The following is a 21016-nucleotide window of genomic DNA, read 5'->3' as shown; positions in this document are numbered from 1 at the left end:
ATGTCCTTGAACCCGCCGATCGTCGACTGGACAGGCCGCATCGTCTGGCTCGTGGGAGCCTCGAGCGGCATCGGTCTGGCGGTCGCCAAAGCCTTGCATGCACGTGGCGCCCAGGTGATCGTCTCTGCCCGCAGCGACACGGTCCTCGCCAACTTCGTCTCCACGCATGCCGGCGCCGAAGCCATCCCGCTCGATGTGGTCGACCGCGCCCAGGTGCAGGCCGCCGCCGACACGCTGCGCCAGCGCCACGGTCGGCTGGACATGGTGATGTTCGCCGCCGGCATCTACCAACCGATGCGCGCGACCGAATTCGACCTCGACGCCGCGCTGAACCACCATCAGGTCAATGTGATGGGTGCGCTGCACGTGCTGGGCGCCGTGCTGCCCACGCTGCGGGCACAAGCCGCTGCCCAGCAACCGGCGCACTTCAGCCTCGTGGCCAGCGTGGCCGGCTACCGGGCGCTGCCGAAGGCACTGGCCTACGGCCCGACCAAGGCCGCGTTGATTCACTTGGCGCAATCGCTGCACTTCGATCTGGCGCCAACGCGCGTTGGTGTGTCGGTGGTGAACCCGGGCTTCGTGCGCACCCCATTGACCGCCGGCAACGACTTCCGCATGCCGGCCCTGATCGAGCCGGACGAAGCAGCCCGCGCGATCATCGCCGGCTGGGCCCGCGGCGATTTCGAGATCCACTTCCCGCGTCGCTTCACCTGGCTGCTGAAAGCCCTGCGCTGGTTGCCGACCGGCCCCTACGAAGCCTTGGTGCACCGCGCCACCGGCCTGTGACCTCGCCCATGACCGCACGACATCCCGAAGCCCACATTGCCCGTGCCGTGGCCTATTTCGAGCAGATGGCGCCGGCCGACCTGGACAGGCTGGGCGACATCTACGCCGCTCAGGCCCGCTTCAAAGACCCGTTCAACGACGTGACCGGCCTCGATGCCGTGCGCCGCATCTACGCCCACATGTTCGAGGCGCTGGAATCGCCCCGCTTCGCGATCACCCAGGTGATCGGCGCGGCGGCGGATGCGGTGCTGATCTGGGACATGAATTTTTCGCTGCGGGGCCGGGCGCTGACGATCCACGGCGCGAGCCACCTGCATTTCGATGTCAGCGGCCGCATCGCGCTGCACCGCGATTACTGGGACACCGCGGAAGAGCTGTTCGCGAAACTGCCGCTGATCGGCGCATTGACACGAGCGCTGCAGCGCCGTCTGGCCACACCCCCGGGTCACTGAAGCTCGGCCGTTTCGGGCGCAGGCGCCCGCCGCTCACGCTCAGGGCCGCGCCGACCAGGGCGCATGCCAGATGCGCCCGCCCTGTTGCGGCCCTTCCACCAACCAGGCTTGGCCGTCATCGGCCAAGGTCAATGCAAAGGCCGCGCCGTCGGGGCCCTGGAAGCGCCAGGTGCGTCCGCCTTGCGCGGCAGGTGGCGGTGCGCCCGCCCCGGCCTGCCAGCGCCCCGCCGTGCCGGCCAGCATCGCGCGCCACCAGTCGCGCGAGGGCTCGGGCAGGTCGGCCGGCCCCTGCACCTTCCAGCCGGTCGGCCGGGCCGAAGCCTCCAGCGCCACCTGCCAGTTGGCCAGCGATGGCGGCCACTCGGGCGATCGAATGCCTCCCAGCGGCTTGGGCGCGGCCAGTTCTGCCACGCGCGGCGCAGGCGACATGCCGGGGGCAGGTGACGCGGGTGCGACGGCACGGGCCGCGGCCTTGGCAACGGGCTCGGCATTCACCCCGGCAGTCGCCGGTGTCGCCGCTTCAGGGGGAGATTGGGGCGAAGGTGACGGCGACGGCGGCGCGGCAGCCACGGAAACCGGCGCCACCACACGGTCATCACGGTTGGCCGTCAACTTCCCTTGGGCGCCTTGCGATGACACGGAAGCCTCCGCCGCCCGTGCCTGACGGACAGACTCCAGTTCGCGCCGGCGCGCCTCCACCAAGCCGTTGACCTTCGCGGCATCGGTGGCACCGACGGCGTGCGGTGGGGCGGGGGCCGCGGCGAGCGGCGCGGGTGCGGGTGCGGGGGAAGGTGCGGGCGCAGCGCCAGGCGGCTGCGGGCTCACCGGCGGCAGGGTCGACGCGGTGGCGGCGTCTCGCTTCTTTGTCAACGAAGCAGCGTCGGCGATCGTCGCCACCTCTTCGCGCTCCCGGGCCTGGGCCACCCGGTCGGCAGCCTGGTGGGTGGGGCCGCTTTCGCGGCTTTCCCCGGTGGGGACGTTGGGGCTGGCTTCAGCGGCGGCAGGCGGCGCCGCGGGTGCCGGCCGGGCCGATTCGCTCACCGCGGCCATGGGTTCGTATTCGGATGTGGGGGCCTCGTTGTTCATGTGCCAGGCCAGGCTGAGCGCGAGGCCGAAGGCACCGAGGCTGGCAGCCGCCGTCCAGGCCCGCGGCAGGCCGGGCCCTTCGCCCAACAAGCGCTTCCACCAGGGTGATCGAGCGGGCAGCGCCTCACGCGCCGCCTGCAGCACGGCCTGGCGCAACGCCGCGGGCGGGCGCACTTCAGCGTCGGGCGCGTGCTGCATGGCCGCGCGCAGGCGGGCGTCCGCGCCCTCGTCGTCGGCCGACGTGGCGGGGTCAGGCGGTCGCGCGCTCATGGCCGCCTCCTTTCATCTCGGCAGCCGGCAGGTAGGCCCCCATGCAGGTGCGCAGTTTCGCGAGTCCATAGCGCAGCCGGCTCTTGGCCGTCTCGAAACCAATGCCCAAGGCGGCCGCGAGCTCCGCCACGCTCAGCTCGTCTTCGTGATGCAGCAAGAAGGCCGCCTTCTGCGGCAGCGGCAGTTCTTCCAGGCAGCCCAGCAGGCGCTGCCCGGCGCGTTGCCAGAAGGCCAGTTCGTCAGGGGCGGCGGCAGAGGGGGCAGGCCAGTCCAACCAAGGCTCGCCGGGCGGCGCAAAGGGCTCGCCGTCGGTCTCGTCCTGCGACCCGCTCACTTCGCGGCCACTGCGCCGCAGCATGTCGATCGCACGATGGTGGGCCATGGTGAACAACCAGGTTCGAAAACGCGCGCCCTGGGGCGCCCAGCGGGGTGCCGCCTGGATCATGCGCAACCAGGTGTCCTGAAAGACTTCGTCGGCCTGCGAGGCCAGATCACGCCCCAGCAAGCGCCGAACGAAACGGTAGAGCGCCTGCTCGTGGCGGGCATAGAGCTCATCGAAAGCCAACGCCTCGCCGCCCGCGAATGCCCGAACCAGCGCGTCGTCGGACGCGTCGGTGAAGCGATCGATGCGGGCGGCGGCTTGTTTCACGGGCGCCGGCCAGTCTGCCACACAGCTCATGGCCTCTGATACGTGCGAGCCGCAGCCACGGGGTTACGCGGTGAATCCATCCCAGCCCCCCCAGCTCGGGTCGGGCACTTCAACCCCGTTTTCGCCGCTGGCCCGTATCAGCCTGGGTCACCCACTGATTCCAGGAGATTCCTGTGCCCCTGCTTTCCCCCCTGTGCCGCCGCGCTTCCGCCGGCGTGATGCGGCTGGTCGCCCCCCTCGTCGCGGGGGCCACCTTGCTGGCCGCCCCCACCGCGCACGCGTTTTGCGGCTTCTATGTCGGCCGGGCCGACGCCGGCCTGTTCAACCGGGCCAGCCAGGTCATCATGGCCCGCGACGGCGACCGCACCGTGATCTCAATGGCCAACGACTACAGCGGCCCGCTGGACGAATTCGCACTGGTGGTGCCGGTGCCCACGGTGCTCAAACGCGAGCAGGTGCATGTGGGCGATCCGGCCATCTTCACGCGCGTCGACGGCTGGTCGGCCCCCCGCCTGACCGAATACCACGACGACAACCCTTGCGCGCAGCGCGAGCTCGAGAGGCTGAAAGACCGGTCGGAGTCGTCCATGAAGGCCGCGCCTGCCGCCCCCGCACCGACCGCGGCGGCCTTGGGCGTCAAGGTCGAAGAGCAATTCAGCGTGGGTGAGTACGACATCGTCATCCTCTCGGCCACGGAGAGCGATGGGCTGGAGACCTGGCTCACCGGCAACGGCTACCGGTTGCCCGCAGGCGCGTCGAAGGCCCTGGCCCCCTACATCCGCCAGGGCCTCAAGTTCTTCGTGGCCAAGGTCAATCTGAAGAACCAGGCCCGCAGCGGCTCAACCAAGCTGAGGCCGCTGCAGTTCGCTTTCGAGAGCCGCCGATTCATGCTGCCGCTTCGCTTGGGCATGCTCAATGCCCAAGGGCCGCAGGACCTGGTCGTCTACATGTTGACGCGCCAGGGTCGTGTGGAGGCCAGCAACTACCGCACGGTGAAGCTGCCGGCGAACATGGACCTGCCGGTGGGCATCCGGGGCGATTTCGGCCGCTTCTACCAGGCGCTGTTCGATCGCCAATGGGCGCGCGAGGGCGGCCGGGTGGTCTTCACCGAGCACTTCTGGAACATGGGCTGGTGCGACCCCTGCGCCGCCGACCCCCTCACACCCGATGAGCTGCGCAGCGCCGGCGTCTTCTGGATCAACCCGCCAGGCAACACCGGCGTGGCCGGTGGCTTGGGCCGCAACGTGGGCCAGCAGGTGATGCTGACGCGGCTTCACCTGCGCTACACCCGCGACACCTTCCCCGAAGACCTGGCCTTCATCGAGACGGCGGACCAGCAGAACTTCCAGACACGCTATGTGCTGCGCCACCCGTACACCGGCGTGATGCAGTGTTCCGAGGCGGAGGCCTATCGACGGCAGGTGAAAGACCGGCAGCAGAAGGAAGCACTGGCGCTGCACGACCTGACGGGATGGCCCTTGGACAAGAGCCGCCAGCTCGCCGGTTTGCGGGCCGCCGGCTCGTCGGGCAGCGACCGTTGGTGGAGCACGCTGTGGGAATGAGCGCCGCACGGCTGGGCCGGCCGAACTGGCTCGAATGGCGGCGGCCGAGAGCCTTCAGCGCGGTGACACGGGGCATCGGGACACTGGACGCGCGCCTGTTCCAGGCGGTGTTCCAAGCCAGCTTGCTGCTGGCCGGCGCCCTGTGGTGCGACTTCGCGCTCGGCGCCTGGCAGGTGATGGCGTGCTTTGCCAGCGCGCTGATCAGCCAATGGCTCTGGCTGCGTGCCACCGGCCTGAAGGAACGCGGGGTGTTGTCGGCGGTGATCACCGGCTTCGGCCTGTCACTGCTGGTGCGCGCCGACAACCTGTGGGTGCACCCGCTGCTGGCAGCCGTGGCGATCTCGTCGAAGTTCATCTGGCGCTACCGCTTCGTGCCCGATCAGCCAGACGCCGGCAGCGCCCACCGGTTCAACCCGGCGAACCTCGGTGCGGTCATCGCCGGCTATGTCTTGCCCGGGGCCTGGCTCTCGCCCGGCCAATGGGGCCACAGTGCCGCGTTGGCGCTGGGCGTGATGCTGCTGGGCGCGGTCGTGTCGTCGAAGGCCCGTCGGGCCGATGCGAGCTGGGTGTTCCTGGGCACCTTTGCGGGGCTGGTCGCGGCCCGCGCGCTGTACCTGGGGCTCAACCCCTGGTCCATCTGGCACCAGCTGGACAACGGCGCGTTGCTGCTGTTCGCCTTCTTCATGATCAGCGACCCGATGACCACGCCGCGTCACACCCGCCACCGCATCGCGTTCGCCGTCGTGGTGGCGTTGGGCGCCTTCGGCTGGCAATACGCTCTGTTCAAGCCGAACGGCCCGATCGTGGCGCTGTTCATGGCCAGCCTCGCCGTGCCCTGGTTGAACCGGCGCGCGGCGCGCGCCGGGCAAGCGCTCGGCTACCGCTGGTGATGCAGCGGCCAGGCCCTAACGCCAAGCCCTCACGGCAGGGCCGGTGAGCACACCGCGCCTGCCGGGGCGGGGGCTGACGCCTTCTGCCCAGAGGCCGGGCCGACGAAGAACTCAGCCTGCAACGGGGGCTGGCCGCCGCCCTCCACACCGCGCACACCGCGCGGCGGTGGCACGCCGCACCAGGCGATGTCGTGGCCGCGCCAGGTTCGCACCGCGACCGCGTCGGTGGGGGCGCCCCAGGTCATCCGCTCGGCAGGCACGCCGGGCGCGCTGATCTCCGTCTCGACTTGCACATACCCGGCCACCCCGCAGGCCACGCCGGGTGGGCAGCGGTGGTCATCGATCGACAGAACGCGAAGGCGCGCACCCGCGCGCGGCAAGTCCGCCACCTGCCCTGCGCCCAGGCTCACCCGATCGGCCGGGGTGACGCGCAGGGACGCTGTCTGCGGGCGCCCAGCCGGGCCATCAGAGGGGAGCTCGCGACCTTCCGGCGTGATCGCCAGCAACTCGACCAGCCAATCGCCCATCCGGGCCGACGCAGGCGCCGAGCGGCTGGGCCGGCCTGGGGCCGCGCCGAGAGCCAGGGTGGCGGCATAGCGACGCCCCTCCGGCGACTGGACGGTGAGCTGCACCACCGCATCGCGGGAAGCTGCAGCGGCCCGGCCGCAACGCTCGGCGGCACGACAGCGACTGTCGTTGATGTCGTCGAGCTTCAGGATGCCGCCGCCTGGGCCCGCGCCGCTGCCTTGCAGCGGCAGTAACAGTGTCAAGGCCCCGGAAGCGGCGCCGTTGGAGGGCGGGGTGGAAGCCGATGGGGCTGCGAGGACCAGGGCGGCCCAGGCGGTCAGGGCCGGGCAGATCACCAGGGCCCGATAGGGTGTTGGCATGGGTTGCGCGTGGGGCTTTGCGCCATTCTGGCGGCCGTCCCGCGACGCGAGACGATCCAGCCGAAGGCTTCTACCGTCAGCAACGCGGCAGCTGCGGCCGCCGCCGACACCCGCACCTCCCGTCCATCAATTGCCGCTGCGTTGGCCCTCGGTGAGGGTGTCGACCTGGAACTTGCCGGTCTTGTCGACGAGCCAGATCTCGCGGTAGGTGACACGGTCCATGCGCAGCAGCGCCGGGAACTGCGTCTTGCGCAGCAAGGCCAGCACCCAGGGGCCCACCTCTTTCGCCGCGGCGGGTTCTCGCACCATGCGGACCTCGGTCACGCGCCCGGCGGCGTCGATGTCGGCCTCGGTGATGGCGATGGCGTACATCAGCGGCGGCAGCTTGCCGCGGTGGATGTGGGTGGGAAACGATTCGTACACCCGCTTCGCCGCATCGCGTCGGTAGTCCTGCGCTGACTGGGCCTCCGAAACGGTGCCGGCGCTGAGCGCGAGCGGCGAGGGCACCAGGTTGAACTGCGCCAGCGCCGGAGAGCTGGCAGTCGCAGCGAGGGCGACGAGACCGGCAGCGAGCAGGGTGTTCATGCCCCGCTCTTCGTTCGAGTGCAGCGCAGCATTGAGCCACGCGACCCGAATCAGTTGAAACCGGACGCGACGATCGTGACCGATTGGCGCCGGCCGACGCGGCCTGCTTGAAGGGGGTTACCGCATCCAGCCCTTGCTGCGGAAATACAGCAACGGCGCCGCGACGGACGCGATCATCAACGCGATGGCGAAGTAGTAGCCGTAGCTCCAGTTCAGCTCGGGCATGTGCTGGAAGTTCATGCCGTAGACGCTGGCGATCAGCGTGGGCGGCAGGAGCGCCACCGAGGCGACCGAGAAGATCTTGATGATCTTGTTCTGGTTGATGTTGATGAAACCGACCGTCGCATCCATCAGGAAGTTGATCTTGTCGAACAGGAAGGCCGTGTGCGAGTCCAGCGAATCGATGTCGCGCAGGATCTGTCGCGCCTCTTCGAATTGCTCGGCATTGAGCATGCGGCTGCGCATCATGAAGCTCACCGCGCGACGGGTGTCCATCACGTTGCGGCGGATGCGGCCGTTCAAATCTTCTTCCTTCGCGATGGCACCCAGCGCTTCACCGGCAGCACGGTCGTCGACCTCTTCTTTCAGCACCCGGGCGCTGACTTTCTCCAGGCTGAGATAGATGCTTTCCAACGCGTCCGCCGAATACTCGGCGTCGGCGTCATAGAGCTTGAGCAACACATCCTTCGCGTCTTCGATCAGCGCCGGGATGCGGCGGGCCCGCAGGCGCAACAGGCGGAACACCGGCAAGTCCTCGGCGTGGATCGAGAACAGCACGTTGTTGTAAAGAATGAAGGCCACCCGCACGTTGCGCGGCGTGACATCGTCGTCGATCAAGAAGTCGGAACGGATGTGCAGCTCACCGTTGTCTTCCTCGTAGAACCGCGCTGATTCCTCCAGGTCGTCATCGACGATGTTGTCGGGAATGCGCAGGCCGAAGCGACCGGCGATCCAGCCGATTTCCTCGGCGGTGGGCGCTTCCAGGTCGACCCAGACAGGCTGGACTTCCGCGAGTTCATCGGCGGAATCGATCTCTTCTTGCAGCAACCGGCCCGACAAGCGGCCTTTGTCCAGCGTGAAGACGTTGAGCATGGGGGCTCCAGCAGAGCGGGCTGCCTGCTGGGGGCAGCGCCGCGTAGTCACTCAAAGGGTGGGTTCGGGGCAACCGCCCACCCTGGCAACGTCCACGGGCATCAGGCCCGTTGGCGGCTGGAGCAGGCGGTCACCGAGGGTGGGAACTGTCCACGGTGGTGTTTCAGATGTAAGGAAGCGGCAGATTATGACGCCGCCAAGTACCGTGCATTTGCACGAAACGGCACAGTCTAACCGGCGTTGACACCGCCGCTTTTCCTTGTCAAAGCGTGGGCCCGGGGGCACACTGGATCGGACCGGTGGCGTCATCAGGACGTCATGAACCGGCTTGGCCTAAGCCGGTGCGGTGGTAACCCTTTCCTTGCCAGGAGGCCTCGATGAACTTGACGATCAGCGGACACCATCTGGAAGTGACACCTGCTCTGCGCGAGTACGTGCTCACCAAGCTCGAGCGCGTCACGCGCCACTTCGACCAGGTGGTGGATGTGAATGTGCTGCTGACGGTGGAAAAGCTGAAGGAAAAGGAACGCAGGCAGAAGGCCGAAGTGACCCTTCACGTCAAAGGTCGCGACATCTTCGTCGAGCAGTCGCATGAGGACCTGTATGCCGCCATCGATCAGCTGATGGACAAGCTCGACCGCCAGGTCTGCCGCCACAAGGACCGGCTGCAAGACCATCATCACGAGTCGGTCAAGCACATGGACGCTGCCACCTGACCTCCCCCTCGGGGCGCTGGCCTTCTGAAAGGGCCGTTCGCCCCGGTCTTCCCCTCGACAGGCGACCCCCGTGGTCGCCTTGCTATTTGTTGACAAAGAAAATCGCCCATCGGGGCGTCAACTCGCTAGACTGTTGCTGCAACGCAGCATCTAGACAGGTCAACCCCCCTGAGAAGACTGACGTTGACGTCTTGTGGGATGCGTCAGATTTCTATAATCCGCACCCTTAAAGCCGGAGGGATCACCGGCCGAAAGACACAGACGCCCATTGATCTTGTTGTCGAGAGAGCCGTTGATGAACCGCCTTGCCGCCATCCTGCCCGTGGACAACGTGCTGGTGGGTGTGGATGCCACCAGCAAGAAGCGCGCCTTTGAGCACGCGGGCCTGCTGTTCGAAAACCAGCACGCCATCGCCCGTGCCACCGTCACCGACAACCTGTTTGCGCGTGAGCGCCTGGGGTCGACCGGCTTGGGCCATGGGGTGGCCGTGCCGCATGGTCGGGTCAAGGGGCTGAAGAACCCGTTGGCCGCGGTGCTGCGGGTGCAGAACCCCATCCCCTTCGATGCGCCAGACGATGAGGCGGTCAGCCTGCTGATCTTCCTGCTCGTGCCCGAGGCGGCCACGCAGCGCCACCTCGAAATCCTGTCCGAGATCGCCGAACTGCTGTCGGACCGGGAACTGCGCGACAAACTGAAGTCGGCGCCGGACGCGGCGACGGTGCATCGGCTGATCGCCGACTGGGAACCGCTGAAGTCCGTCGCCTGACGACGACATGAAGCCTGCTCGCCCACTGGCGCCGGCCGCCCCCTCGCGGTGCACTGGCAGCCTGCGGGCGACGCGGGATCGGCTCCGGTGGCGCATCGGGTCGGCATCCGCTCGGCCACGGCACCGGGGTATGGGGGCTCTCCACTCGTGAAACCGATCTCCATCAGCGCCGAAGCGCTGTTCGAAGAGCACCAACCCTCCCTGCGCTGGGAGTGGATCGCCGGTCACGCCCACCCCGAGCGACGGTTTGACGAAGCCGCCGTGCGCGACGCGCGCTCGGCGGCCGATTTGGTGGGCTACCTCAACTACATCCACCCCTACCGCGTCCAGCTCGTGGGGCGGCGCGAGGTGGCCTACCTGAACGATGCACCGCCGGACGTGCTCGAGCGGCGCATCCAGCGCATCGTCACGCTCGAGCCGCCGGTGATCATCGTCGCCGACGATCAGCGCGCACCCGACCGGCTGGTCGCGATGTGTGACCGCGCCGAGATCCCGCTGTTCATCACCACCGCCTCGGCGGGCCACGTGATCGACGTGGTGCGCTCGTATCTCAGCCAGCTGTTTGCAGAGCGAACCACCCGCCATGGCGTGTTCATGGACATCCTCGGGCTGGGCGTGCTGCTGACGGGGGAATCCGGCCTGGGCAAGAGCGAACTCGGCCTGGAGCTGATCTCACGCGGTCATGGGCTCGTGGCCGATGATGCGGTGGATCTCTACCGCGTCTCACAGACGACGCTGGAGGGACGCTGCCCCGACCTGCTGATGAACCTGCTGGAGGTGCGGGGCATCGGCCTGCTGGACATCAAGGCCATCTTTGGCGAGACCGCGGTGCGCCGCAAGATGCGGCTCAAGCTCATCGTGCACCTGGTGCGCAAAGAGACGATGGAGCGCGAGTTCGAGCGCCTGCCTTATGAGCCGCTGTACGAGGAAATCCTCGAAATCCCGGTGCGCAAAGTGGTGATCGCGGTCGATGCCGGCCGCAACCTGGCGGTGCTGGTCGAAGCCGCAGTGCGCAACACCATCCTGCAGCTGCGAGGGATCGATACCTACCAGGAATTCATCGGCCGCCACCAGGCGGCGATGGACGCCCTCAGGGACCCTTGACGGCCGTCGAGCCGCCGCCCGCGGAGGGCCGGTGCTCGCATTCGGCCTTGGTGCACACGGCGTACAAGGCCAACGTGTGGTCGTGCAACTCGAACCCACGCGCCTGCGCCACTGCGCGCTGACGGGTTTCGATTTCGGGGTCGAAGAATTCCTCGACGCGTCCGCAGGTCAGGCAGACCAGGTGGTCATGGTGCTGGCCCTCGTTCAACTCGAAAACCGACTTGCCCGACTCGAAATGGCTGCGCGCGAGGATCCCCGCCTGCTCAAACTGCATCAGGACGCGGTAGACCGTGGCCAAGCCGATGTCCGAGCCCTCGACCAGCAGTGCCTTGAACACGTCTTCCGCCGTCATGTGCCGCACCGGCGATTTCTGGAAGATCTCGAGGATGCGCAATCGGGGCAGCGTGGCCTTCAGGCCGCTGCTCTTGAGTTCGTCGACGTGGGTGGGCATGGTGAGGCTTTCGCGTCCGGGGACGGCCAAGGCAGGCCGCTAGAATCGTCGCATCATAGCCAGCCCGGCCCACTGCCGGGGCCTGTGCGCCCCCACCACCGGGCGGCCCCCAGCGCCCTGGCCCGCCGGCACCTCGTGCCTACCTTCATGCCCCCGATCCGACTTCCCCGCATCGTTCCCTTGGCCGCTGCGCTGCTGGGCTTGGCCGCTCTCGGCGGCTGCACGCTGATCACCCGCACGATGAGCGATGGCATCACCAGCGTCGTCACGCCGTACCGCGTCGAGGTGGTGCAGGGCAACGTGGTCACGCGCGAGCAGATCGCGGCCATCAAGCCCGGCACCCCGCGCAATCGCGTGCGCGACGTGCTGGGCTCGCCGCTGCTGGCCGATGCCTTCCACGCCCAGCGCTGGGATTACGTCTTCGTGATCCGCCGCCAAGGCACTGAGCCGCAACAACGCTCGGTGGTGGTGGTGTTCGAGAACGACGTGGTGAAGGCGGTCCAGGCGCCCGATCTGCCGAGCGAGCTGGAGTTCGTCGCATCGATCAGCCGGCCCTCCCGCGGCTCCACGCCCAAGCTGGAATTGAGCGACGAAGAGCGCCAAGCCCTGCCGCCGCCGCCCAAGGTGGAAACAACCGCCGCGAACACCGCGCCGCAAGGGGCGATCCGCAGCTACCCGCCGCTGGGGAACTGATGCTGCGCGTCGCAATCGCCGGTTCCAGCGGCCGCATGGGCCGCATGCTGATCGAAGCCGTGCTCAACGCGCCCGATTGCACCCTCGCCGGTGCGCTGGCCCACGCGGGCAACCCGGTCATCGGCCAGGACGCGACGGCCTGGCTCGGACGCGCCAGCGGCGTGCAGGTGACGGACGACCTGTCTCGGGGCCTCGCCGATGCGCAGGTGCTGATCGACTTCACCCGCCCTGAAGGCACGCTGGCCCACTTGGCGGTGTGCCGCCAGCGCGGCATCCCGCTCGTGATCGGCACCACCGGCTTCACCGAAGCGCAAAAGGCGGAGATCTCCGCGGCAGCGCGCGACATCGGCATCGTGATGGCGCCCAACATGAGCGTGGGCGTCAATGTCGTGCTGAAGCTGCTGGACATGGCCGCCAAGGCGCTGAACGAAGGCTACGACATCGAGATCATCGAGGCGCACCACCGCCACAAGGTAGACGCCCCCAGCGGCACCGCCCTGGCGATGGGCGAAGCGGTGGCGCAGGCCCTGGGCCGCGACCTGAAGACCCACGCCGTCTATGGCCGCGAAGGGGTCACCGGCGAGCGCGACGCCCAGACCATCGGCTTTGCCACGGTGCGTGGCGGCGACATCGTCGGCGACCACACCGTGCTGTTTGCCGGCACCGGCGAGCGCGTCGAGATCAGCCACAAGGCGACCAGCCGTGTGGGCTTCGCCCAGGGCAGCCTGCGGGCGGCGCGATTCCTGAATGGCCGCGCGCCGGGCCTGTATTCGATGGCCGACGTGCTCGGTATCTGACGGAAGGCGGCAATGGAAGGTTTGCAAGGCTTCTGGTTCCAAAGCGATGCGATCGGCCGCTCGGTGGCGCTGCTGCTGTTGGCGATGTCGGTCGGCGCTTGGGTGCTGATTTTCTGGAAGACCTGGGTGCTGCACCGTACCCGGGTCGACCTGCGGCGCGCCATCGACGCCTTCTGGAACGCGCCGGATCGTCAGGCGGCCCGCGAGCGCCTGGCCGCCCTCGACCGTGAAGGCGTGATCGCGCCTCTGGCTGATGCAGCCTTCCGCCGGCCGGATGCCGGCACGTTGCAGTCGCAAGGGGCGGTCGAATCGCAGCTCACCCGGCGGCTTCGCGATGCGCTGCACGCCGGTCTGGCCCACCTGCAGATGGGCCAGGTGTTTCTGGCCTCGGTCGGAGCCACCGCGCCCTTCGTCGGCCTGTTTGGCACCGTCTGGGGCATCTACCATGCCCTCATCGGCATCGCCACGTCGGGCGGCATCTCGATCGAGAAGGTGTCCGGCCCGGTGGGCGAGGCGCTGGTCATGACGGCCGCCGGCCTGGCGGTGGCGATTCCAGCGGTGCTGGCCTACAACGTGTTCGGCAAGTGGCTGGGCGCCTGCGAAGCCGAGCTCGAAGGCTTCGCCCACGATCTGCGCGAGATCGCGCTTCAATGAGCCCGCTGCGCTCCCTGAAGGCCACTGCCCCGCGGGGCGGCGCCGGCTGCGGCCCGGCCCAACCGGAACCGCGCAAGACCCCGGAAGGGGCTGCGGCGTTGGGCGGCGTGCCGCGCGCGGCAGGTGGGGGGCGCTGAGATGGCATTCGGCCGCCTCGAACGCACCCGGGCCCCCAGCCCGATGAGCGACATCAACATGACACCGCTCATCGACGTGATGCTGGTGTTGCTGGTGATCTTCATCATCACAGCGCCGTTGATGAGCTCCAGCCTGCGGCTCGACCTTCCCAAGGTCGAAGGCGGTCGTTCTCCCGACACGCCGGTGGTGCTCGCGCTGGCGATCGACGCCAAGGGCCAGCTCTTCGTCGGTGAACAACCGGTGTCATCAGACGAGCTGAGACAGCAGGCCGAACGCGCGGCGGGCCGCGATCCTGCGACTGAAGTGCAACTGCGCGCCGACACCACGGTGCCTTACGGGCGCGTGGCCGAGCTGATCGGCCTGCTGCAGCAAGCCGGCTTGTCGCGCATCGGCTTCATCACTGCCGGCGGCCCCGCAGCCAGCGCGCCGAAGTAAGAGCCGAAGTAGCGGCCGAAGCGGCAGGATATCCGCCGCCCAGCAGCCCCGGGGCGATCGCCCTCAGCTCGCCATAACTCGGGGAGCCGACCTCTGGCCTGCGCCCGCAGGGGCAGCCTTCATAATCCGGGGATGAACGAGAAATACGTCCCCGCCGAGGTCGAAAGCGCCGCCCAGGCGCACTGGAACGCCCGTGACGCCTACCGCGTCACGGAAGACGCGAGCAAGCCCAAGTTCTACGCCTGCTCGATGCTGCCGTACCCCTCGGGCAAGCTGCACATGGGCCATGTGCGCAACTACACGATCAACGACATGCTCACCCGGCAGCTGCGGATGAAGGGCATGAACGTGCTGATGCCGATGGGCTGGGACGCCTTTGGTCTGCCGGCCGAAAACGCGGCAATGAAGAACAAGGTGCCGCCGGCCGCGTGGACCTACTCGAACATCGCCCACATGAAGGGCCAGATGCAGGCCATGGGCCTGGCGATCGACTGGTCGCGCGAGGTGGCCACCTGCTCGCCGGCGTACTACAAGTGGAACCAGTGGCTGTTCTTGAAGATGCTGGAAAAGGGCATCGCGGTGCGCCGCACCCAGGTCGTCAACTGGGACCCGGTCGACCAGACCGTGCTGGCCAACGAGCAGGTGATCGACGGGCGCGGCTGGCGCTCGGGCGCGCTGGTGGAAAAGCGCGAGATCCCAGGCTACTACCTGAACATCGTGCAGTACGCCGATGAGCTGCTCTCGGCCGTGGCCAACCCCGAGGACAAGAACTACCTCGCCGGCTGGCCCGAGCGGGTGCGCCTGATGCAGGAGAACTGGATCGGCAAGAGCGAAGGCGTGCGCTTTGCCTTCCCGCACCAGATCCACGGGGCCGATGGCGCGCTCATCCAGGAAGGCAAGCTCTACGTCTTCACGACGCGGGCCGACACCATCATGGGCGTCACCTTCTGCGCGGTCGCGCCGGAGCACCCGCTGGCCGCCCACGCCGCCTCGTCGAACCCGGCCGTGGCCGCCTTCATCGCCGAATGCGCGCAGGGCGGCACCACCGAAGCCGAGCTGGCCACGCAGGAGAAGAAGGGCGTGCCGACCGGTTTGAAGGTCACGCATCCGCTGACCGGCGAGCAGGTCGAGGTGTGGGTCGGCAACTACGTGCTGATGAGCTACGGCGACGGCGCGGTGATGGGCGTGCCGGCACACGACGAGCGCGACTTCGCGTTCGCGAAGAAGTACGGCCTGCCGATCCACCAGGTGGTGGCGATCGACGGCCACGCCTACTCCGCCAGCGCGTGGGAAGAGTGGTACGGCGACAAGCAGCGTGGCCATTGCATCCACTCGGGCGTGCTCGACGGCTTGGCCTACAAGCCGGCGGTCGACAAGGTGGCCGAGATGCTGGCCGCCAAGGGTCTGGGTGAGAAGAAGACCACCTGGCGCCTGCGCGACTGGGGCGTCAGCCGCCAGCGCTACTGGGGCACGCCGATCCCGATCATCCACTGCGAATCCTGCGGCCCGGTGCCGGTGCCCGAGAAGGACCTGCCGGTGGTGCTGCCCGAAGACCTCATCCCCGATGGTTCCGGCAACCCGCTGAACAAGTGCGAAGCCTTCCTGAAGGTCGACTGCCCCTGCTGCGGCAAGCCCGCTCGGCGCGAGACCGACACGATGGACACCTTCGTTGATTCGTCGTGGTACTTCATGCGCTACTGCGACCCGAAAAACGACCAGCAGATGGTGGGTGACGGCACGAAGTACTGGATGCCGATGGACCAGTACATCGGCGGCATCGAGCATGCCATCCTGCACCTGCTGTACGCGCGTTTCTGGACCAAGGTGATGCGCGACATCGGGTTGGTGCAGGTCGACGAGCCCTTCAAGCGCTTGTTGACCCAGGGCATGGTGCTCAACCACATCTACAGCCGGCGCACCGACAAGGGGGGCATCGAATACTTCTGGCCGCACGAGGTCGAGAACGTGTTCGACGAAGGCGGCAAGATCACCGGCGCCAAGCTCAAGAGCGATGGCTCGGCCATCGCCTATGAAGGCGTGGGCACGATGTCGAAGTCCAAGAACAACGGCGTCGATCCGCAAGAGCTGATCGACCGCTACGGCGCCGACACCGCGCGCCTGTTCGTGATGTTCGCGTCGCCACCCGAGCAGACACTGGAGTGGAACGACGCCGGCGTCGAGGGGGCTCACCGCTTCCTGAAGCGGGTGTGGGCCTTCGGCGCCAAGCACGCCGAGTTGCTCAAGAGCACCACCGACACCGCTGAGCTGTCGGGGGACGCAAAGGCCCTGCGGCGCGAGGTGCACCTCGTGCTCAAGCAGATCTCGTACGACTACGAGCGCATGCAGTACAACACCGTCGTCTCTGGGGCGATGAAGCTGCTGAATGCACTCGAAGGCTTCTCGCCCCGCGCCGGTGATGCCGGTGACGCCGCCGTGCTGCGCGAAGGGTTCTCGGTGCTGCTGCGGGGGCTGTATCCCGCCTGCCCGCACATCACCCACGCGCTGTGGGCAGACCTTGGCTACGCCACTCAGCTGGGCGACCTGCTCGATGCGCCGTGGCCGGTGGTCGACGAGGCCGCGCTGGTGCAAGACGAGATCGAGTTGATGCTGCAGGTCAACGGCAAGTTGCGCGGCGCCATCAAGGTGCCCGCCACCGCGGACAAGGCCGCGATCGAGGCCTCCGCGCTCGCCAGCCCGGACTTCATCAAGTTCGCCGAAGGCAAGGCGCCGAAGAAGGTCGTCATCGTGCCGGGTCGTCTGGTGAACGTGGTGGTCTGACCGTGACCTTGTCGCGCCGCACGCTCTGCCTGGCCGCGCTCGGCAGCCTGACGCTGTCGCTGAGTCTGTCGCTGGCGGGCTGCGGCTTCGCACTGCGACGCCCTGCCGAGATGCCGTTCTCGAAGCTGGCGATCAGCGGCTTCAAGCCGAATTCGCCGATGGCCGAGGCGCTGCGGCAGTCACTGCCGCGCAGCGTCAGCGTCGTGGCGCAGCCGAAAGATGCCGAGGTGGTGCTGCTGGCCATCGAAGAACGCTTCGATCGGACGGTGGCCGCCTCCACGGCCGCGGGCCAGGTCCGCGAGTTCCGCCTCCGGGTCATGCTTCGTTTCCGCCTCGATCGGCCGGATGGCACCAACCAGTTGCCGGAGACGCAGCTCGAGTTGACGCGCGACATGAGCTACAACGAGACGGCCGCGCTCGCCAAGCAGACCGAAGAGGCGGGGCTGGTGCGCGAGATGCGGATGGACCTCGCGCAGCAGTTGCTGCAGATGCTGTCCGCCGCCGGGCGCTCGGTCGGTCAGGCCGCCACCCGGCCTGCCGGCTGAGGGCAGATGCAGGTCCGCGCCGACCAACTCGCCACCGCGCTGTCGCGCGGTGGCCTGAAGCCGCTCTACACCATCCAGGGCGACGAGCCGCTGCTGGCGCAGGAGGCCGCCGATGCGCTGCGCGCTGCCGCACGCGCCGCAGGTTTTTCGGAACGCCAGGTGTTCACCGTGAGCGGTGCGCATTTCGACTGGAGCGGCGTGCTCGGCGCTGCCCAATCGATGGGGCTGTTCGCCGACAAGAAGATCATCGAGATCCGCATCCCCACCGGCAAACCGGGCAAGGAAGGCTCAGCGGCCCTGCAGGCCTACTGCGAGCAATTGAGCGAAGAGGTGCTGACCATCGTCCACCTGCCCAAACTCGATTGGCAGACGCAGAAGGGCGCCTGGGTAGCCGCACTCGACCGCGCGGGCGTGATGGTGAAGGTCGAGTCGATCGAGCGCCACGCCTTGCCCAGCTGGATCGCCCAGCGCTTGGCCAAGCAGGGGCAGCGTGTGGCCCCCGGCGAAGCTGGGCAGAGGGCGCTGGCGTTCTTCGCCGACCGGGTGGAAGGCAACCTGCTGGCCGCCCACCAGGAGCTGCAGAAGCTGGCACTGCTGCATCCAGAAGGCGAGCTGAGCTTCGAGCAGATCGAGTCCGCCGTGCTCGACGTGGCCCGTTTCGATGTGTTCCAGCTCGGCAGCGCGGTGCTCGCGGGCCAGGCGTCACGCGCGCTGCGCATGCTCGACGGCTTGAAGGCCGAAGGCGAAGCGCCGGTCCTGGTGCATTGGACGCTGGCCGAAGACATCCGATCGCTCAAGCGCGCCCGCGATGCGATGGCAGGCGGCAAGCCCTTGCCGATGGCGCTGCGCGAAGCCCGAGTCTGGGGCGACAAGGAGCGAGCCTTCGAGTCGGCCCTGCCCGGTGTCGACGACGCGGCGCTGGCAGCGCTGGTGGAGGCCGCCAGCACCTGCGACGGGCTCATCAAGGGCCTGCGCCATCCCGGTTGGCCCGATGAGCCCTGGGAGGCGCTGCGCCGGTTGATGCTGATAACGCTGGATCTGGTGACAAGCGCCCGGGGCACCGGCCGGCGCGGGCCCGCGCTGGCGCCCCTGGCGCTGCAGGGGCTGGCCACGGGCCACTGACCCCCCCAAGGCGGCCCTGCTCCACCGCAGATCGCATTCTCGCGTCAGGCGCCGCATGGGGGCGATCCGCCCCGGTCCGGGACTCCACCCCACTCAGCGGCGCTGGGCCTTCGTGGGCTTGAGCAGCAGCACGGTGTCGTGCACATCGCCTGCCTGGTAGCCGTTGGCCAACAACCAACCCTTGTCGTTGATGGACATCACCGAGCGAAGCGTCCATGTCTTCTTTTCGGTGGCGGGCAGGAGGTCGGCCACCGGGTAGACCGCTTCGCCGTCGTAGAGGAACGGCGTCGAGACGTCGCCAATCGTGTACGAGCCCAACACCCAACCATGCCGGTTGATCGCAGCGGCGGACGCGCTGGCCCCCTCCGGCGTGGGGATCTGCTTCATCTGGCCCTTTTCGTACAGGAACGCGCGAGACGTACCGTCCGCCAACTGAGCCTCGCCAACCACCTGACCCGCGTTGTTGATGTCGGCGGCCCATGAGGACGGGCCGCCGAAAGTGCCCAAGTCTTTCATGACGCCCTGGCGGTAGGTGAACGCGTGGTGGCTACCATCTGCCAGGTCTGCCGCACCGACCGCGACGCCATGGTTGTTGACGGCATAAGCATCGCTCTCGGGGCCGCCGAAGGTGCCGATCTCCAGCATGGAGTTGTCCGGCTGGCGCACATAGCCCCGGTGACGCTGGTCCACACTGCTGGTGGCCCAGCCCACCACATAGCCGTTGTCACTGAGACCATAGCCGTACGCGGCGGTGAAGTAGCCGCCGTACTCGTCATCCGGAAAGCCATGGACGGCGGCACCGAACCCCTGATCCTTGCTGACCACACCCTGCCAGATGCCCCAGTCGTGCGTGTTCGAGCCCACGACGTCGCCATAGCTGTTGATGCCCGAGAACCAGGCGTTGCCATACTTGGTCGGGCCGCCCAGACTGCGAAGGTACTTCCCATCCTTGTCGTAGACGGCGTAGCTGGGGTACGGGACGTAGGCTTGGTGCACGGTCGTGACGATCTTGCCCTCGTTGTTGAGTGACAAGCCGTCGTACCAGAACAACCATGTGTTGCCTACCCATTCAGGCGGCAGCACGGGCTTCACCCGGTAAGCAGGCGGCGCCGCCATGGCGACGTTCGCCGCCACACACAGCACTGCCACACACAAGCTGCGGGCACGCAGATTGACAAAATTCAGCATCTCGATGTCTCCCTGGATAAGGAATGAACGAGATGTCATCCTACTAACGCGTTATGAGAACATCTAACCCCTATGTTGTAGGCACGGACTGATCAAACGCCTCAACCGTGAAATGTTCCCAATCGCTGTGCTTCGAGCGGGCGGGCACACCCAGCATGGCCCGGTGGCGCGCACACGGCCACCATGCATCTGATTCTCAGTAGCCGCGCATCCGGTCGACCAGGTGGGCCAGCGGCCGCCCTTCGCGAAGGGCGCTCACATTGGCCGCCACCACCCGCGCTGCGCTGCGAGGGTCTGTCAAGGCTGCGGCGTGCGGCAGCACGGTCACGCGAGGGTGGTGCCAGAAGCGGTGGTCGGCCGGCAGCGGTTCTTGCACGAACACATCGAGCACCGCTCGCGCCACGTGGCCCGCGTCGAGCGCAGCGAGCAGATCGTCTTCCACCACCTGCGCGCCCCGCGCGAGGTTGACCAGCGAGGCGCCCGGCTTCATGCGCGCCAAAGTGGCCGCATCGAACAGGCGACGGGTATCGGGCGTCAGCGGCAGCAGGTTCACGACGATGTCGCCATCGGCCAGGCAAGCGGCAAGCGCCTCGTCGCCCTCGTGGACCGCCACGCCCGCCGGCCCAGCCCCGGGCCGCCCGCCTCGGCGCCAACCGTGCACCCGGTACCCCTGACCCACCAGGCGCTGGGCCACGGCATGCCCCAGCTCCCCCAGGCCCAGCACGGCCACGCTCACTTCATCGGCCCGGCGCTGCGGCAAGACCTGCCAACGCCGCTCGCGCTGCAGCGCGGCATAGTCGAAAAACCCTCGATGCAGCGAGAGCACCGCCCACAAGGCGGTTTCGGCCATGGCGGCGCACATCGAGCCATCGACCATGCGCGCCAGCGGCACCTCGGGCGGCAGGCTGGTGTCGGCCATCAGCCGGTCGACGCCGGCCCAGAGCGACTGGATCAGCTTCAGCCCACCCAGGGGCTTCAGCGACCCCGGTGGCGGGTTGGCCACGAGCGCCACGTCCACTGCCGCCGGGTCGACTCCGGCGAGGGACGCATCGATCTGCTCTGCGGGCATGGCGTCGCGCAGTGCGGCCAGCCACGCGGCGATCTCGGAAGAATCCAGGCTTCCACACAGGTAAATACTCATGCTGGCGAGCCTAACCGGTTCACAATCGGGCATCGGATGTCGCCGACGATGGCGGCATCACGGCCATGAAGCGAGTGGAGCGCACCGTGCCTTCGAGAACAAGAGGACCTTCCGGCCCTGCTGCAGCGAGCACCCAGCCCACCGCTGACGGGCGTACGGCGGCCACTGCGCCATGGGAAGAATCGCGGTCTTACCGGGAAGAAAAGCCCTTCAGCGTCACCCAGCAACC

General features: G+C 67.9%; 22 protein-coding genes. 14 read left to right on the top strand and 8 right to left on the bottom strand.

Features of this window, described 5'->3' with window-relative positions; all coding sequences use genetic code 11:
* Complete coding sequence (locus tag AACH06_RS06305; protein WP_341424800.1) at nucleotides 1-786, top strand: SDR family NAD(P)-dependent oxidoreductase; 786 nt, start codon at nucleotides 1-3, stop codon at nucleotides 784-786.
* A gap of 8 nt (nucleotides 787-794) precedes the next feature.
* Nucleotides 795-1238: a nuclear transport factor 2 family protein gene (locus AACH06_RS06300; protein WP_341424799.1), complete on the top strand. Its 444-nt coding sequence runs from the start codon at nucleotides 795-797 to the stop codon at nucleotides 1236-1238.
* Between the two features lie 39 nt (nucleotides 1239-1277).
* On the opposite strand, the gene AACH06_RS06295 is transcribed toward AACH06_RS06300, so the two are convergent.
* Both AACH06_RS06295 and AACH06_RS06290 read right to left on the bottom strand, forming a co-directional pair.
* Complete coding sequence (locus AACH06_RS06295) at nucleotides 1278-2594, bottom strand: hypothetical protein (protein WP_341424798.1); 1317 nt, start codon at nucleotides 2592-2594, stop codon at nucleotides 1278-1280.
* Nucleotides 2575-3243, bottom strand: coding sequence for a sigma-70 family RNA polymerase sigma factor (locus AACH06_RS06290; protein ID WP_341424797.1), 669 nt, complete (start codon nucleotides 3241-3243; stop codon nucleotides 2575-2577). Before AACH06_RS06290 ends, AACH06_RS06295 begins: the two co-directional genes overlap by 20 nt.
* A 173-nt stretch (nucleotides 3244-3416) precedes the next feature.
* Here AACH06_RS06290 and AACH06_RS06285 point away from each other — a divergent pair, with 173 nt between their 5' ends.
* Together AACH06_RS06285 and AACH06_RS06280 are read left to right on the top strand one after the other, a co-directional pair.
* On the top strand, nucleotides 3417-4805 hold the full coding sequence (locus AACH06_RS06285) for a DUF2330 domain-containing protein (RefSeq protein ID WP_341424796.1): 1389 nt from the start codon (nucleotides 3417-3419) through the stop codon (nucleotides 4803-4805).
* The gene (locus AACH06_RS06280; protein WP_341424795.1) at nucleotides 4802-5695 is read left to right on the top strand and encodes an RnfABCDGE type electron transport complex subunit D; all 894 of its coding nucleotides are present in this window, start codon (nucleotides 4802-4804) and stop codon (nucleotides 5693-5695) included. The genes AACH06_RS06285 and AACH06_RS06280 overlap by 4 nt, the downstream gene beginning before the upstream one ends.
* A gap of 29 nt (nucleotides 5696-5724) precedes the next feature.
* On the opposite strand, the gene AACH06_RS06275 is transcribed toward AACH06_RS06280, so the two are convergent.
* The 3 genes from AACH06_RS06275 to corA all read right to left on the bottom strand — a co-directional run bounded on the left by AACH06_RS06275 (nucleotide 5725) and on the right by corA (nucleotide 8259).
* On the bottom strand, nucleotides 5725-6582 hold the full coding sequence (locus tag AACH06_RS06275) for a hypothetical protein (protein ID WP_341424794.1): 858 nt from the start codon (nucleotides 6580-6582) through the stop codon (nucleotides 5725-5727).
* A gap of 126 nt (nucleotides 6583-6708) precedes the next feature.
* Nucleotides 6709-7167, bottom strand: a complete 459-nt coding sequence (locus tag AACH06_RS06270; protein WP_341424793.1) for a hypothetical protein — start codon at nucleotides 7165-7167, stop codon at nucleotides 6709-6711.
* 117 nt (nucleotides 7168-7284) lie between these two features.
* Nucleotides 7285-8259 (bottom strand): magnesium/cobalt transporter CorA, encoded by a 975-nt coding sequence (gene corA, locus AACH06_RS06265; RefSeq protein ID WP_341424792.1) that lies wholly within the window; start codon nucleotides 8257-8259, stop codon nucleotides 7285-7287.
* A gap of 377 nt (nucleotides 8260-8636) precedes the next feature.
* Between corA and hpf the strand changes: the two genes are divergently transcribed.
* From hpf to hprK, 3 genes are all read left to right on the top strand, one after another.
* Nucleotides 8637-8975: a ribosome hibernation-promoting factor, HPF/YfiA family gene (gene hpf, locus AACH06_RS06260; protein WP_341424791.1), complete on the top strand. Its 339-nt coding sequence runs from the start codon at nucleotides 8637-8639 to the stop codon at nucleotides 8973-8975.
* Nucleotides 8976-9270: 295 nt separating this feature from the next.
* Nucleotides 9271-9741: a PTS sugar transporter subunit IIA gene (locus AACH06_RS06255; protein ID WP_341424790.1), complete on the top strand. Its 471-nt coding sequence runs from the start codon at nucleotides 9271-9273 to the stop codon at nucleotides 9739-9741.
* Nucleotides 9742-9888: 147 nt separating this feature from the next.
* The gene (gene hprK, locus AACH06_RS06250; protein ID WP_341424789.1) at nucleotides 9889-10845 is read left to right on the top strand and encodes an HPr(Ser) kinase/phosphatase; all 957 of its coding nucleotides are present in this window, start codon (nucleotides 9889-9891) and stop codon (nucleotides 10843-10845) included.
* Here hprK and fur read toward each other — a convergent pair.
* Nucleotides 10832-11296: a ferric iron uptake transcriptional regulator gene (gene fur, locus AACH06_RS06245; protein ID WP_341424788.1), complete on the bottom strand. Its 465-nt coding sequence runs from the start codon at nucleotides 11294-11296 to the stop codon at nucleotides 10832-10834. The two genes, hprK and fur, sit on opposite strands and share 14 nt — an antisense overlap.
* Nucleotides 11297-11443: 147 nt before the next feature.
* Between fur and AACH06_RS06240 the strand changes: the two genes are divergently transcribed.
* The 7 genes from AACH06_RS06240 (at nucleotide 11444) to holA (ending at nucleotide 18458) form a co-directional block, all read left to right on the top strand.
* Nucleotides 11444-11989: an outer membrane protein assembly factor BamE gene (locus tag AACH06_RS06240; protein WP_341424787.1), complete on the top strand. Its 546-nt coding sequence runs from the start codon at nucleotides 11444-11446 to the stop codon at nucleotides 11987-11989.
* The gene (gene dapB, locus AACH06_RS06235) at nucleotides 11989-12786 is read left to right on the top strand and encodes a 4-hydroxy-tetrahydrodipicolinate reductase (RefSeq protein ID WP_341424786.1); all 798 of its coding nucleotides are present in this window, start codon (nucleotides 11989-11991) and stop codon (nucleotides 12784-12786) included. Before AACH06_RS06240 ends, dapB begins: the two co-directional genes overlap by 1 nt.
* Nucleotides 12787-12798: 12 nt before the next feature.
* Nucleotides 12799-13440 carry a MotA/TolQ/ExbB proton channel family protein gene (locus AACH06_RS06230; protein WP_341424785.1) on the top strand — a complete coding sequence of 214 codons (642 nt, stop codon included), beginning with the start codon at nucleotides 12799-12801 and terminating at the stop codon, nucleotides 13438-13440.
* A gap of 180 nt (nucleotides 13441-13620) precedes the next feature.
* Nucleotides 13621-14013: an ExbD/TolR family protein gene (locus tag AACH06_RS06225; protein WP_341424784.1), complete on the top strand. Its 393-nt coding sequence runs from the start codon at nucleotides 13621-13623 to the stop codon at nucleotides 14011-14013.
* A 132-nt stretch (nucleotides 14014-14145) separates the two neighbouring features.
* Nucleotides 14146-16791 (top strand): leucine--tRNA ligase, encoded by a 2646-nt coding sequence (gene leuS, locus AACH06_RS06220; RefSeq protein WP_341424783.1) that lies wholly within the window; start codon nucleotides 14146-14148, stop codon nucleotides 16789-16791.
* Between the two features lie 2 nt (nucleotides 16792-16793).
* The gene (locus AACH06_RS06215; RefSeq protein WP_341424782.1) at nucleotides 16794-17336 is read left to right on the top strand and encodes an LPS-assembly lipoprotein LptE; all 543 of its coding nucleotides are present in this window, start codon (nucleotides 16794-16796) and stop codon (nucleotides 17334-17336) included.
* 6 nt (nucleotides 17337-17342) lie between these two features.
* Nucleotides 17343-18458 (top strand): DNA polymerase III subunit delta, encoded by a 1116-nt coding sequence (gene holA / locus AACH06_RS06210; protein ID WP_341424781.1) that lies wholly within the window; start codon nucleotides 17343-17345, stop codon nucleotides 18456-18458.
* Nucleotides 18459-18551: 93 nt separating this feature from the next.
* Here holA and AACH06_RS06205 read toward each other — a convergent pair whose 3' ends face one another.
* Both AACH06_RS06205 and AACH06_RS06200 read right to left on the bottom strand, forming a co-directional pair.
* Nucleotides 18552-19646 carry a hypothetical protein gene (locus AACH06_RS06205; protein WP_341424780.1) on the bottom strand — a complete coding sequence of 365 codons (1095 nt, stop codon included), beginning with the start codon at nucleotides 19644-19646 and terminating at the stop codon, nucleotides 18552-18554.
* Between the two features lie 196 nt (nucleotides 19647-19842).
* Nucleotides 19843-20787, bottom strand: coding sequence for a 2-hydroxyacid dehydrogenase (locus AACH06_RS06200; RefSeq protein ID WP_341424779.1), 945 nt, complete (start codon nucleotides 20785-20787; stop codon nucleotides 19843-19845).
* Nucleotides 20788-21016: the final 229 nt, after the last annotated feature.

Source organism: Ideonella lacteola, assembly GCF_038066555.1.
GTDB lineage: Bacteria > Pseudomonadota > Gammaproteobacteria > Burkholderiales > Burkholderiaceae_C > Ideonella > Ideonella lacteola.
Note: the sequence above shows the minus strand (reverse complement) of the source record. Positions and strands in the feature narration are given on the sequence as shown.